Source organism: Sphingomonas citri (assembly GCF_019429485.1).
In the GTDB taxonomy this organism is placed as follows: domain Bacteria; phylum Pseudomonadota; class Alphaproteobacteria; order Sphingomonadales; family Sphingomonadaceae; genus Sphingomonas; species Sphingomonas citri.
The window spans coordinates 104,440-117,793 of record NZ_JAHXZN010000005.1 but is presented as its reverse complement, the minus strand read 5'-3'; the positions used below and the strand labels follow the sequence as shown (position 1 = coordinate 117,793).

At 70.3% G+C, this 13,354-nt stretch carries 14 protein-coding genes; 7 read left to right on the top strand and 7 right to left on the bottom strand.

The window, feature by feature from the left end:
• Positions 1–47 precede the first annotated feature (47 nt).
• Together KZ820_RS14615 and KZ820_RS14610 are read right to left on the bottom strand one after the other, a co-directional pair.
• Positions 48–1,250, bottom strand: coding sequence for an OpgC family protein (locus KZ820_RS14615; protein WP_219749348.1), 1,203 nt, complete (start codon positions 1,248–1,250; stop codon positions 48–50).
• 132 nt (positions 1,251–1,382) lie between these two features.
• Positions 1,383–1,541, bottom strand: coding sequence for a hypothetical protein (locus KZ820_RS14610; RefSeq protein ID WP_183919815.1), 159 nt, complete (start codon positions 1,539–1,541; stop codon positions 1,383–1,385).
• A 100-nt stretch (positions 1,542–1,641) separates the two neighbouring features.
• Between KZ820_RS14610 and gcvA the strand changes: the two genes are divergently transcribed.
• From gcvA to KZ820_RS14595, 3 genes are all read left to right on the top strand, one after another.
• Positions 1,642–2,541 carry a transcriptional regulator GcvA gene (gene gcvA, locus KZ820_RS14605; protein ID WP_219749347.1) on the top strand — a complete coding sequence of 300 codons (900 nt, stop codon included), beginning with the start codon at positions 1,642–1,644 and terminating at the stop codon, positions 2,539–2,541.
• Between the two features lie 64 nt (positions 2,542–2,605).
• Positions 2,606–4,867, top strand: coding sequence for a DNA topoisomerase IV subunit A (gene parC / locus KZ820_RS14600; protein ID WP_219749346.1), 2,262 nt, complete (start codon positions 2,606–2,608; stop codon positions 4,865–4,867).
• Between the two features lie 129 nt (positions 4,868–4,996).
• A complete protein-coding gene (locus KZ820_RS14595) occupies positions 4,997–6,694 on the top strand; it encodes a putative bifunctional diguanylate cyclase/phosphodiesterase (protein ID WP_219749345.1) in 1,698 nt (565 codons plus the stop codon).
• Here KZ820_RS14595 and KZ820_RS14590 read toward each other — a convergent pair.
• From KZ820_RS14590 to KZ820_RS14575, 4 genes are read right to left on the bottom strand one after another with little or no spacing between them, the layout of a single operon-like run.
• Positions 6,664–7,860: a CCA tRNA nucleotidyltransferase gene (locus KZ820_RS14590; RefSeq protein ID WP_219749344.1), complete on the bottom strand. Its 1,197-nt coding sequence runs from the start codon at positions 7,858–7,860 to the stop codon at positions 6,664–6,666. The genes KZ820_RS14595 and KZ820_RS14590 overlap by 31 nt on opposite strands.
• A complete protein-coding gene (locus KZ820_RS14585) occupies positions 7,848–8,435 on the bottom strand; it encodes a CoA pyrophosphatase (protein ID WP_219749343.1) in 588 nt (195 codons plus the stop codon). Before KZ820_RS14585 ends, KZ820_RS14590 begins: the two co-directional genes overlap by 13 nt.
• Positions 8,432–8,995: a DUF1285 domain-containing protein gene (locus KZ820_RS14580; RefSeq protein WP_219749342.1), complete on the bottom strand. Its 564-nt coding sequence runs from the start codon at positions 8,993–8,995 to the stop codon at positions 8,432–8,434. The genes KZ820_RS14585 and KZ820_RS14580 overlap by 4 nt, the downstream gene beginning before the upstream one ends.
• Positions 8,996–9,033: 38 nt before the next feature.
• Positions 9,034–9,540 (bottom strand): GNAT family N-acetyltransferase, encoded by a 507-nt coding sequence (locus KZ820_RS14575; protein WP_219749341.1) that lies wholly within the window; start codon positions 9,538–9,540, stop codon positions 9,034–9,036.
• Between the two features lie 214 nt (positions 9,541–9,754).
• Between KZ820_RS14575 and KZ820_RS14570 the strand changes: the two genes are divergently transcribed.
• Positions 9,755–10,129 carry a dihydroneopterin aldolase gene (locus KZ820_RS14570; RefSeq protein WP_183919830.1) on the top strand — a complete coding sequence of 125 codons (375 nt, stop codon included), beginning with the start codon at positions 9,755–9,757 and terminating at the stop codon, positions 10,127–10,129.
• Here the strand turns inward: KZ820_RS14570 and KZ820_RS14565 are convergent.
• Positions 10,104–10,952 (bottom strand): hypothetical protein, encoded by an 849-nt coding sequence (locus KZ820_RS14565; protein WP_258048213.1) that lies wholly within the window; start codon positions 10,950–10,952, stop codon positions 10,104–10,106. The two genes, KZ820_RS14570 and KZ820_RS14565, sit on opposite strands and share 26 nt — an antisense overlap.
• Before the next feature lie 281 nt (positions 10,953–11,233).
• Between KZ820_RS14565 and KZ820_RS14560 the strand changes: the two genes are divergently transcribed.
• From KZ820_RS14560 to KZ820_RS14550, 3 genes are all read left to right on the top strand, one after another.
• Positions 11,234–11,902 carry an energy transducer TonB gene (locus KZ820_RS14560; protein WP_219749340.1) on the top strand — a complete coding sequence of 223 codons (669 nt, stop codon included), beginning with the start codon at positions 11,234–11,236 and terminating at the stop codon, positions 11,900–11,902.
• 64 nt (positions 11,903–11,966) lie between these two features.
• A complete protein-coding gene (locus tag KZ820_RS14555; protein ID WP_183943231.1) occupies positions 11,967–12,758 on the top strand; it encodes a MotA/TolQ/ExbB proton channel family protein in 792 nt (263 codons plus the stop codon).
• Positions 12,759–12,875: 117 nt separating this feature from the next.
• Positions 12,876–13,352 (top strand): ExbD/TolR family protein, encoded by a 477-nt coding sequence (locus KZ820_RS14550; protein ID WP_219749339.1) that lies wholly within the window; start codon positions 12,876–12,878, stop codon positions 13,350–13,352.
• Positions 13,353–13,354 lie beyond the last annotated feature (2 nt).

Here is a 13,354-nt window from a genome sequence, read left to right as displayed (position 1 = left end):
CGCAGAGCATGACGCGAGCAGCAGCGCGGCGGCAAGCGCCGCGCGCGTCACGACGAGGCCTCGCTCGGGGTCCGGGTCGGCGCGGAGGCGGGGCGCTTGCCGCGCTCGCGCCACAGCGCGGGCAGGGTGAGCAGCGCCACCCCCGCCACCGCGCAGAGCGTTCGCGCCCAGACCGGGAAGGGGCCGTAGCGCTGGTCGACGTAATAGACCCCGTAGACGATCGCGACGTGCCACACATAGACGTAGAGCGAGTGGCGCCCGAGCAGCCGCAGGAAGGGCAGCGAGAACAGCCCGCGCACAACGCCGGCGACCTGCCGTACCCAGGCGCGCGCGTGCTGCGGGCCGGCGATCATCAGCCACGCCAGCCCGATCGCCACCGCGGCGAAATTGACGAGGTAGACGAGGCTGAAATCGGCGCGCACCTCGAGCAGCTCGATCCGCTTGATCACCGTGTCGGAAAGGATGCCGCGCGCGGTGAGCAGCCGGATCGGCAGGAAGAACAGGCACACCGCCAGCGCGATCTTGGCGACGCCGCTCGCCTGTGGGCGGAGCAGCCGGTGCCACTCGATCCGGCCCGAGGCGGTCAGCGCCCCTGCGATCATCCCGGAGAAGAACACGATCTGCCAGCCGAGCAGGTTGAAGCCGGCGCGCAGCCCCTGATCGTCCGAGGCGGTGAACCAGCGCCCGAGCGGATCGGTCAGCGCGTGCTGGAAGCCTAGCTGCCCGGCGAGCCACAGCAATCCCGAGACGGTCGCCACCAGCGCGACACGCCCGTCGAGGCACAGTCTCAGAATCGGCGGCGCCACCAGCATGTACAGGACGTACTGTGGCAGGATGTCCATCACCGTCGGCTGGAACACGAAAGTGGCGATCGCGAACAGCCGCAGCGGTTCGCCGGTGAGGCTGGTATGGCCGAGCCAATTGCCCCACAGCCGGGACGCGTCGGGCAGCACCAGCCGCGCGAGCAGCACCGCGATCACGATTCCCATCGCGTAGCGGTACAGCTCGAAGGCGCGCGCCCAGACCAGCCGGCTCGCCGCGGGGGCGCCGAGCTTGAGCATCTTGCGGCCATAGACCAGCCCGATCATCAGCCCGGACAGGAAGACGAAGCCCTGCGCGTCCTCGACATAGGCGAACTGATTGTGATTGATCCGCTGCAACCACAGCTCGCCCTGGAAGACGAGATGGTTGATCAGCATGAAGACGAGGAAGAAACCGCGCAGGCCGTCGATCATCCCGTAGCGTGGCAAACAGCGGCTCCCGTGCGTGGCGTGGGTGCGCGACGGCCCGAGGCCTGCCGGCGCACCCGCGTGTAGCGCACGACCCGCGCCGATCGATCCCGCCGAGCCTCCGCTCGTCCCGGAAAGCGCGGCAATGATCGCTCAGCGCGCGCGCTTCGGGGCCGCCCGCCAAGGAGCGGCGAAGCGTCGGCGCTGCAAGGCGGCGATCCCCGCGATCAGTGATTCGACGAACGTGTGGACACCGCCGGACAGCGTCTCGTGGTGGCGGGCAAAGGCTTCGCTCTCGAAATCCATGTTCATGACCGTCCTCCATCTCTGGAGCTTCTCAGATACGCTTCGCGGATGCAGCATGCCAACAAAGAGCTGGCCCGAGTTGATAAGTGACGCTTATGCTACAAACATGCGCCAGCTCCCGCCGCTCGCCGCCGTCCGCGTCTTCGAGGCCGCTGCGCGCCACGAGAATTTCACCGCCGCCGCGGGCGAGCTGGGGATGACCCAGGCCGCGGTGAGCTACCAGATCCGGCTGCTCGAGCAGCGACTCGGCGTGCCCCTGTTCCGCCGTGAGCGCCGCCGCGTGATGCTCACCGAGGCGGGTCGCCGTGCCGGGGCGCAGCTCGCCGCGGCGTTCGACTCGATCGACGCCGCCTTCGCCGGGCTGCGCGCCGAGGACGAGGCGGTGCTCACCGTCTCGGTCACCAACACCTTCGCCAATACCTGGCTGGCGTGGCGGCTCGGCGGCTTTCACCTCGCGCACCCGTCGACCGCGGTGCGGCTGTGGACCAGCAACACGCTCGCCGACTTCGCCGCCGACGAGGTGGACGTCGCGATCCGCTCCGGGCCGGGCGGCTGGCCGGGGCTGGCGCAGCACGAATTGCTGCCGCTCGACTTCACGCCGATGTGCTCGCCCGGCTTCCTCGCCGAGCAGGGCGGGCGGCTCGATCCGGTCGACCTGCTCCAGCTGTCGCTGATCAGCGCGCAGGACCCGTGGTGGGCGCAGTGGCTGCGTGAGGCCGGGCTCGACGTGGTCGAGGCGCGGCGGACCGGCATGCGACTCGACTCGCAGGCGCACGAGGGACACGCCGCGATCGCGGGGCAGGGGGTGGCGATGCTGACGCCCTTCTTCTGGCACAACGACCTCGTCGCCGGCCGGCTGGTGCGGCCCTTCGCGCAGCTCTCGTCGATGGGGGAGGCCTATTGGCTGGTCTACCCGGAGGCGCGCGCCAAGGTGCTCAAGATCCGGCGCTTTCGCGAGTGGCTGATCGAGGCGCTGGACCGCGACCGCGCCGCCGCGGGCGGCTGAGCCGACCCGCCACCGACGCGGAACGGTTGTGGAACGGCCCCGCGCGCTGCTAGCAGCCTGTTCCATGGCGACCGACGCGACCGCTCTTCCCCCGGACAACCCGCCCGTCGGCGTGCTCGACGCGCCCTTCGACAGCGCCCTGTCCGAACGCTACCTCGTCTACGCGCTCTCGACGATCACCGCGCGCTCGCTGCCCGACGTGCGCGACGGGCTCAAGCCGGTCCATCGCCGGCTGCTGTGGGCGATGCGGCTGCTGCGGCTCGATCCGGCCGCCGGTTACAAGAAGTGCGCGCGCGTCGTCGGCGACGTGATCGGCAAGTACCACCCGCACGGCGACCAGTCGGTCTATGACGCGATGGTGCGGCTCGCGCAGGATTTCGCGCTGCGTTATCCGCTGGTCGACGGGCAGGGCAATTTCGGCAACATCGACGGCGATAACGCCGCGGCCTATCGCTACACCGAGGCGCGGCTGACCCAGGTCGCGATCGACCTGATGGACGGGCTCGACGAGGACGCCGCCGAGTTCCGCCCGACCTACAACGGCGAGGAGCAGGAGCCCGAGCTCTTTCCCGGCGCCTTCCCGAACCTGCTCGCCAACGGCGCGGCCGGGATCGCGGTCGGCATGGCGACCAGCGTGCCGCCGCACAATGCCGCCGAGCTGCTCGAGGCCGCCATCCTGCTGGTCGACAAGCCCGACGCCGACGACGCCGCGATCCTCGCGCACGTCCAAGGCCCCGACTTTCCGACCGGCGGCCTGCTGGTCGACTCACCCGCGATCATCGCCGAGGCCTACGCCACCGGACGCGGTGCGTTCCGCGTGCGCGCGCGCTGGGCGGTCGAGCGCGAGAAGGGCGGCGGCTGGACCATCGTCGTCAGCGAGATCCCGTACGGCGTGCAGAAGGGCAAATTGATCGAGCAGATCGCCGCGCTGATCAACGACCGCAAGCTGCCGATCCTCGCCGACGTGCGCGACGAGAGCGACGCCGAGATCCGGCTGGTGCTCGAGCCGCGCAGCCGCACCGTCGACCCGCAGGTGCTGATGGACGGGCTGTTCCGCCTCTCCGACCTGGAGACGCGCATCCCGCTCAACCTCAACGTGCTCGACAAGGACCGCACGCCGCGCGTCATGTCGCTGCGCGAGGCGCTGGCGGCCTGGGTCGAGCATCAGTTCGTCGTGCTGCGCCGGCGCACCGAGCACCGGCTCGGCAAGATCGCCGACCGGCTCGAGCTGCTCGGCGGCTATATCATCGCCTTCCTCAATCTCGACCGCGTGATCGAGATCATCCGCACCGAGGACGAGCCCAAGGCGGTGATGATGGCGGAGTTCGCGCTCACCGACCGCCAGGCCGAGGCCATCCTCAACATGCGGCTGCGCTCGCTGCGCCGGCTGGAGGAGATGGAGCTGCGCCGCGAGCGCGACGCGCTGGAGAAGGAGCAGGACACGCTCACCCAGCTGCTCGGCTCGGAGGCGCGCCAGCGCACCCGGCTCAAGCGCGACTTCGCCAAGGTACGCGACCGCTACGGCAGCGAGACCAAGCTCGGCGCGCGCCGCACCACGATCGAGGAACAGGCGGCGGCGCGCGAGATCCCGCTCGAGGCGATGATCGAGCGCGAGCCGATCTCGGTGATCCTGTCCGAGCGCGGCTGGATCCGCGCGATGAAGGGTCACGTCGACCTATCCGCGCCCGAGACGATGAAGTTCAAGGAAGGCGACGGCCCCGCCTTCGCCTTTCACGCGCACACCACCGACAAATTGCTGCTGGCCGCGGGCAACGGGCGCTTCTTCACGCTGGCGGCGGACAAGCTACCGGGCGGGCGCGGCTTCGGCGATCCGGTGCGCGCCTCGATCGACCTCGACGGCAGCGTGCCGATCGTGGCGCTGTTGCGCGCGGGCGCGGCCGAGCGGCTGCTGGTGGCGGCGAGCGACGGCCGCGGCTTTCTCGTGCCGAGCGCCGAGGTGATCGCCGAGACGCGCAAGGGCAAGACGGTGATGACGCCGCGGCCGGGCGCGCGACTCGTCGTCGTCCACGCGGTCTCGCCCGGCGACGATTTCGTCGCGGTGATCGGCGACAATCGGAAGCTCGCGCTGTTCCCGATGGTCGACCTGCCCGAGATGACTCGCGGGCAGGGGGTGCAGCTCCAGCGCTACCGCGACGGCGGCCTCGCCGACGCGCGGACCCTGGTGTTCGCCGAGGGGCTGAGCTGGGCGATGGGAGGGGGCAGCGGGCGCATCCGCACTGAACCGGACTTGTCGGCATGGCGCACCGCGCGCGGCGCTGCCGGTCGGATGCCGCCGAACGGCTTCCCGCGCGACAATCGCTTCTGACCTTAGTCCCGAGCGGAGGCGAGGCGTCCCGATCCGGCACGCTCGCGCGCGGCAGCTAAATACAACCGGTATGGCCCAACTTGCTTTCCGTAAGCCGGCCTTAACCGTTGCGATCTAGGACAGATCGTGATGGCAACGCGCTCTCCCCTGCTGGTGACAGCATCGGCCGACTCGACTCCCGCCGTGCACGGCCGCACCGCGGTCGCACCCGGCCTGGGCTTGTCCGCGGCAAACGGCTCGCTCGAGCTCGTGCCGATCCCGTTGGTGATCGCCCGACTGCGCGCCGGCCGGGTCGACTATGAGAACAGCAACCCCGCTTTCGTGCGCGCGGGATTGCAGCAGGAACGTGCGATCGACCCGCTGATCGCCTCGTTCCTGCGCACCGGCCACGACCAGGCCGAGATCAACTGGTCGACCGGCGAGACGGTCGAACGGCGCCACTATCGCCTCAGCTTCGCGCTGATCCCTGATCGGCCCGAGCCTACCGCGGTGGTCTCCTTCGTCGACCAGACCGCCGAGGTGCGCACCGAGGAGACGCTGCGCCGCGAGATGGCGACCGACAGCCTCACCGGCCTGCCCAACCGCGGCGGCTTCACCGACTCGCTCGAGGCGATGATCGAGGAGGGCGCGGCCCGCTGGGCGGTGCTGATGATCGACCTGGAGCGGTTCAGCCGCTTCAACGCCTGTCTCGGCTCGCTCACCGGCGACGAGCTGCTGATCACGGTGGCGCGTCGAATCAAGGGCGCGCTGCGCAGCCGCGACGTGCTCGCGCGCACCGGCGGTGACGAGTTCGGCGTGCTGCTCACGATCGACCAGCACGACCACGAGGCCGACCATGTCGCGCGTCGCATCCGCGAGGCGCTCGCGACGCCGTTCCGGCTGGGCGACTTCGAGCTGCGCGTATCGTGCGCGATCGGCATCGCCTTCGGCGACTCGGCCACCGACGATGCCGAGGATGTGATCCGTCACGCGCAGGTGGCGATGAAGCGCTCCAAGGCGACCAAGAGCGCCGAGGCGTATCAGACCCGCGCGCTCGATAGCGCGCGCGAGGAGTTCGCGATGGAGACTGCGCTCCGTCGCGCGATCGAGAACGAGCAGCTCCACCTCGTCTATCAGCCGATCCTCGATCTCACCTCGGGCAAGGTCAGCGGCTTCGAGGCGCTGGCGCGCTGGACCGATGAGCAGGGCACCAACGTGCCGCCGGTGCGATTCATCCCCGTGGCCGAGGAATCGGGGCTCATCATCCCGCTCGGCCGCTGGGCGGTCGACACCGCGATGCAGACGCTCGCCGGCTGGGACCGTCGCTGGGGTGGCGAGTGCGGCGCCGCGGTAGCGGTCAACGTCTCGCCGATCCAGTTGCAGCGCGACTCGATCCCCGGGATGGTCGAGCGCGCGCTCGGCGGCGCGGGGCTCGGCGGTGGACGGCTCAAGCTCGAGCTGACCGAGAGCGCGATCATCGCCGACCCCGATCGGATCGCGGGCGTGCTGATGGCGCTCAAGGAGCTCGGCACCGTGATCGCCATGGACGATTTCGGCACCGGCTTCTCGAACCTGGCCTCGCTCCACACGCTCCCGATCGACCTGCTCAAGATCGATCGCAGCTTCGTCACCGGCATGCTGACCGATCGCGACCAGCTCGCCATCGTTCGCGCGATCCTCGGTCTCTCCAAGGCATTGGGCATGGACACGGTGGCGGAGGGAATCGAGACGGTCGAGCTGGGGCAGACGCTGGGCGCGCTCGGCTGCACCTTCGGCCAGGGCTATGCTTATGCCCGCCCGCTCGACGCCGAGGCGGCCTATGCTTTCCTGGTCGCGCGCAACGCCTGAGCGACTTCGTCGTCGGCGATCGCCTCGGCGCGCGCGGCATCGGGGAAGTTTTCGGCGACCCAGCGATCCTCGACCCGCCTGAGCACCCGCGCGACCTCCGGCCCGCGCGTCAGCCCACGCGCCACCAGCGCGCCGCCCCCGATCGGCAGAGCGGGGGGCGTCCAGTCCTTGAGCGACGCCGAGTCCTCGCCGGCGAGCAGCAGCCGGTCGAGCGCGCTCGCGGTGCCGACACGATAGCCGAGCGCGCGCGCACCCTCGTCACCGGGGCCCGCGCTCGCCTGCACCAGCCGCTTGCGGTCGGCGTTCGAGAGCTTCAGCCGCGCACCCACACCCTCGGCGGTGGCTGGCGGGAGCAGCGCGGCGAGCCGCCGGATCGAATCGGGCGCGACCCCGGCGGCACGCTCGCGCTCGGCCAATGCGGCGAGCCGCGCCACGCCGTCGCCGTCGATCTCGGGCAGCACCGGACGGAAGATGCCGCTCTCGTGCATCAGCCGCACCACCGCCACCGCGCCGGGAGCGACGAGCAGCTTGAGCAGCTCGGCGGCGACGCGCTCGCGGCTCAATGCCATCAGGTCGTTGGCGCGCGCGACGCAGGCGGCGAGCCCCTCGGCGTCGATCATGTCGCCGAAGCGCGCATGGAAGCGGAAGAAGCGCAGGATGCGCAGGTGATCCTCGGCGATGCGCCGGTGCGGGTCACCGATGAAGCGGACCCGCCGCGCCGCGAGATCGTCGAGCCCGCCGAAATAGTCGTGGACCGCGCCGCTGACCGGGTCGGCGTAGAGCGCGTTGATCGTGAAGTCGCGCCGCGCCGCGTCCTCGCGCCAGTCGTCGGCGAAGGCGACGACCGCATGGCGCCCGTCGGTGGCGACGTCGCGGCGCAGCGTGGTGACCTCGACGATCGAACCCTCGCTCACCGCGGTGATCGTGCCGTGCGCGATCCCGGTCGGCACCGCGCGAATCCCGGCGCCTTCGAGCCGGCGCACCACCTCTTCCGGTACGAAGGGGGTGGCGAGGTCGATGTCGGCCACGTCGAGCCCCAGCAACGTGTCGCGCACCGCCCCGCCGACATAGCGCGCGTGACCGCCCGCGGCGTCCAGCGCGCGCTCCAATGCGGCGAGCCCCGGCCGGGTCCGCCACGGCGCGTCCGGCAGCGTCACGCCGCCCATCGCAGCCGCCGCGACAGGTTGACGATCATGCCCGCAGTGGCGCCCCAGATGCGGCGCTCGCCCCATAATAGCTCGACATAGGCGCGCTCGCGGCCCTGGAAGGTAGCGGTGCGCGCGGTGTGATTCGCGGCGTCGAGCAGGAAGTCGAGCGGCACCTCAAAGACCGCCGCCACCTCGGCCTCGCTCGCCACCAGCGGCAGGTCGGGGGGAACCACGCCGACCACGGGCGTCACGCAGAAGCCGGTGCCGGTGCGATAGCGGTCGGACGGGCCGATCACCTCCACCGCCTCCCGCGGCAGCGCGATCTCTTCCTCGGCCTCGCGCAGCGCGGCAGTGACCGCATCCTCGCCGGGGTCGAGCCGACCGCCGGGAAAGGCGACCTGGCCGGCGTGGCGGCGCAGGGCCTCGGTCCGCTGTGTCAGGATCACGCCGGGACGCGCGCGGTCGGTCACCGCGACCAGCACCGCCGCCTCGGTCAGCGCGGCACCGCCCGAGAGGTCACCGTCATCGCCCGCGATCAGCGCGGTCGCCTCGTTCGACACCAGCGCGACGGCGAGCCGCTCGGCCAGCGTCATCGCGGCTGGAGCGGGAAGAAGGCGCCCGCACTCCACACGCCCGGCGGCGTGTCGTCGCCCGCGAGCGCGCGCTCGGCCAGCTCATAGTAGAGCGGTCGCGCCACCAGCGCCTCCAGCCCGCCGCGCACGAGCAGATAGGGGCGGGGGCCGTCGTCGCGCTCGACGAAGCGCAGCGGATGGTCCGCCGAGGCGGTCACCACGTCGCCGGTGTTGAGCCGGAAGGCGAGGGTCGAGCCGCGGCCCTCTCCCTCGGCCTTGAGCTCGACCGCGACGAACGCGGCGTCCTCCACCGCGATGTCGAGCTTCTCGACGGGCGTGACCAGCACGTGAGCGCCGTCGGGTTCACGGCGCAGGATGCGGCTGAACGCGCGCACCATCGCGGTGCGCGTGATCGGGCTGTCCTGATGGTACCAGGTGCCGTCGCGCGCGATGCGCATCTCACTGTCGCCGCAATGCGTCGGGTTCCAGCGCTCGACCGGGGGAAGCTGGTCGGTCTCGGACAGGCGCGCGATGTCGGCGACCGACAAGGAGCTGAAATCGGGTGGGGGTGCCATCGGCATGCGTGCCAGTTAGGGCGCGCCGCGGCGGCGGTAAAGGTTCAGGCCGCGGCGGTGACGCGCGGCGCGATCTCGCCCGCGCCTTGCGGCACCCCGGCCCCGCGCGCGAGCAGCCGATGCCGCTCGACCGGGCCGGGCAGTCGCCAGTCGGCGGTGGCCGCGGCGCTGAAGCCGAAGAAGCGGCCGTAATATTCCGGGTCGCCGATCAGCATCAGATCGAGCCCGCGCGAGTCGGCGGCGGCGAGCGCGGCGGCGGTCAGCCGCCGCCCGAGGCCGCCCTGCTGCCGCTCGGGGGCGACCGCGACGGGGCCGACCAGCACCAGGGGTATGTCGGCGCCGTCGTCACCGAGGAAGCGCACCGGCCAGCACTGGATCGTGCCGAGCAGCGCGCTCTCGTCGATGAGGGCGAAACTCAGCTCACGCAGCGGCGCGGTGCCGGCGCGCAGCCGATAGGCGGTACGGGCGTGACGATCCGGACCGAAGGCGCGGTCGAGCAGCGACTCGACCGCCGCCGCTGCCACCGTCTCGATCGCCACCAGCTCGGCCACAGCATGCTTTCCCCGTGTCCGGCCGGAACGCCGGGCGCGCGCGCTTTAGCGGTACCGTACCCGAACGCAACCGCGATCCCCCCAAATCGCGACGATCTTGCTATCGCCACGATCGTGCCATCCCCGCGCCGCGCTGGACTCGCACGGCGACCGCGTCCACCCGCGTCCGCTGGCATGAGCGGCCGCGGCGCGGCCGAGTGCGGGAGCCCGAGAAATGGACGACGACACGCTGGAGCTGGAGGTTCACGACCTGGTGGTGCAGGTGCTCACCGGCATCTACTCGGAAGAGACGCACCTGCCGCAGCCGCTGCGGATCTCGCTCAACGTGCTGCTCGATGCCCCGGCGCGCTACGCTCCCGACACGCCGCTGAGCGCCTCGAAGAACTACCTCGACCTGCGCCATGCCGCGACCGACGCACTCGCCACGGCGGGTCACTTCACCCTGATCGAGGCGGTGGCGGACCATATCGCCGAGACGCTGTTTCTCCAGGACCGGCGGGTTCGGCGGGTCACGGTGAAGATCGTCAAACTCGCCATCGCCGAGGCGGGCGAGTCGATCGGCATCACCCTCGTGCGGCATCGCCGCTGATCGAGGTCGTATTCGTCCCATTTCGGCACGAACCGAGCTGCTCGATCACGTAGCGGTAATCGGCCTGGGCCTGGGCCGAATCATCCGGTTCGAGCGAGGCGGTGGCGCGTTCCGGCAGCGTCGCGGGCAGCGCGCAGGCGAGCCGGTACCACAGCAAGGTGTCGCGCCGCGGCGCCGCGGCGGCATCGTCGATGATCTCGGTGAGCGCGACCGACCAGCGCGGCTGCTCGCCCGGCCGCCGCAGGATCGACAGCGCGGCGGGGCGATTGTCCTTGGTGACGAGGAAGATCTGCGTCTCGCCCTCGCCAGGAAGTGCGCCGGGCACGTGGAAGGCGCTGCGGATGTCGGTGATGATCGGCGGCGCGTCGGGCGCACTGGCCTCCTGCGCGATCTGACGGGCGAGCGAGTCGACCGCCGGGCTCCAGTCGCGCTGCGCCCCCGGCGTGACGAGCTGGACCTGGTCGGGCCGCCCCGCGACCGGGCGTGCGAAGGCGAGCACGCGGCGCTTCTTCAGGTTGGGCGCGCGGCCCCGCCAGTCCGGGGCAGCATCGACCACCCAGCCGACGCGCTGCGGGATCGCGGCGGTACCGCGCACGAGCGTGCCGACATCGGCCTCGACGTAGAAGCGCGTATGTCCCGGCGCGAGACCGGCCGCCTCGTCGCCCTTGATCTTGGCGGCGGAGCGAATCGTCGCGTCGATGATCAGCGGGCTCTGCACCACCAGATCGGCGAGCGAGGCATAGTCCACCACGGGTGCAGTCGCGGGCGCCCGCGCCCCCTGCGCGGCGAGCGGCGCCGGCGCCAGCGAGGAAAAAGCGAGCATGATCCCGAGCAGCGCGAAGGGGGCTCGCCTCGGGGATCGAATCTGGCGTAGGATCATGGCTGCTGGGTACGTGAACCTGCCTGAACGATACAGAAATAAATCTGTCGCCGTTCATTTGTACGTTTGTTGCGCCCGAGAAAGCGTTTGCGTGCCCAAATTGGGCGCGATAGGAATCGACGGTCTGTGGCCTGCCCCTGGGGATGCTACGGAACGGTTAACAACCCAGGCCGGATCCGCTCCGGCCACCCAAGGGCCGCAGGATGAGGGAGTTTCGTTGCTGAATGGCCTATTCTGACCAGAAGATGAGCGGAGGGAAGATCGGCGCGCTGGTGATCGTCGCGCTGATCCACGTCGCTCTCGGCTATGCCTTCGTTACCGGCCTCGCGACAAATTTCGTCAAGAAGCAGGTTGAGAAGCTGAACACGTTCGACGTCGAGGAGCCACCGCCCCCGCCGCCGGACGAGCCGCCGCCCCCGCCGCCCGACGTGCCGATGACGCCGCCGCCGGTGGTGTCGCCGCCGCCGATCGTGCAGAACCCGAACCCGCCGCCCGTGACGGTCGCGACGGTCCCGACTCCGCCGCCGGTCTACGTGCCGTCGCCGGTCGTCGCGCCGCCAGCACCGCCGGCACCGCCGGCGCCGCCGAGCCCGATCAGCAAGGCGGCCGGTCTGAAGGGTAACCCCGGCCAGTTCTTCGGTGCCGACAACTACCCGCCCTCGGCGATACGCGCCGGCGAGCAGGGACGTGTCGTCGCCAAGCTGACCGTGGGCACGGATGGCCGGGTGAGCGACTGTACGGTGACGACGTCGAGCAACTCCTCGGCGCTCGATCAGGCGACCTGCCGTATTGCCAAGGCCCGCGTGCGTTTCTCGCCCGCGCAAGATGCTGCCGGCAACCCGATCGCGTCCAGCTACACCCTTCCGGTGCGCTGGGTGCTTCCGGAGAATTGATCCGCGTGAACGTGGCGACGCGGATGCGTCTGCCGACAACATTTTGGCTTAAGGAAGACGAAGAATGATCATCAACATCCTCGCCGCGGGTGGGACCGCGGCAGCCGAGAACCAGTTCGGCCTGCAGCAGGCGCTCAAGGAAGGCGGCATCATCTCGCAGTCGGTGTTCACCATCCTGGTGATCATGTCGGTGGTGTCGTTCTACATCCTGTTCTCGAAGCTGTTCGAGCAGCAGAAGATCATCAACCAGGCGAAGCGCGTGCGCTCGAACTTCTGGACCAGCAACTCGCTGCGCGAGGGCTCGGCCAAGCTCGACAAGAACTCGGCCTACAAGCAGCTGGTCGATGACGGTCTGGCGGCGCAGGAGCAGCACTCGAAGCTGACCGACCCGGTCGAGGCGCATGACTGGCTGCACGGTTCGCTGGCCCGTTCGGAGTCGGCGATCAACTCGAAGCTGGGCGGTGGTCTGGCCTTCCTCGCGACCGTCGGCGCGACCGCGCCGTTCATCGGTCTGTTCGGCACCGTGGTCGGCATCTACCGCGCGCTGATCAAGATCGGCGCGTCGGGCGATCCCTCGATCGACAAGGTCGCCGGCCCGGTCGGTGAGGCGCTCATCATGACCGCGCTCGGCCTGGTCGTCGCGGTTCCCGCGGTGCTCGCGTACAACTGGCTGCAGCGCCGCAACAAGTCGATCGCGGAGGACCTGTCGGCCTTCTCGAACGACGTGCTCGGCTTCCTCGCCTCGAACGGCGCGGTGCGCCCGTCGCTCGGCACCACCCCGGCGAAGGCCCCGGTGAAGCCCGCGACGGCGACCACGACCGCCGGGCAGGCCGGTGGCGTGCAGACCCGCTCGTAAGGCAAGGGTGTCAGGCGGGGCCGCCATCGCGGCGGCTCCGCCGATCACCGGCCGCCGCGCTACCGCTCTGTCAGGGAGCGGGACGCGGCGGGACGAAGGAATAGGAAAGCCTGATCCATGGCGATGAGCGTTGGCGGTGACTCCGCTGCTGAAAAACCGATGTCGGACATCAACACGACGCCCCTCGTGGACGTCATGCTGGTGCTCCTCATCATCTTCCTGATCGCGGTCCCGGTCGCCATCCAGACGGTCAAGGGCATCACGCTCCCGAACGTCCGGTTCGATCCGACCACGACCAAGCCAGAGAACGTCTCGCTGTCGGTCACCGCGGCGGACGGCGCCTGCAAGGTCTATTGGGGCGTCACCCCGGTGACCCACCAGGAGCTGCTCGATCGCGCCGTGGCGAAGCTGAAGGCCGAGATCGATCGGCAGGGCGGGCCGGGCAACCCCGACCTCGAGCTGCCCGAGGCCCATGTCCGTGCCGACGTCAACACGGACTGGCGTTGCGTGGCGGGGACGATCTACAACATGCAGATGGCCGGCTTCGCGAAGGTCGGATTCATCTCGCAGCCGAAGACCGGCGAGGCCGGCTAAGG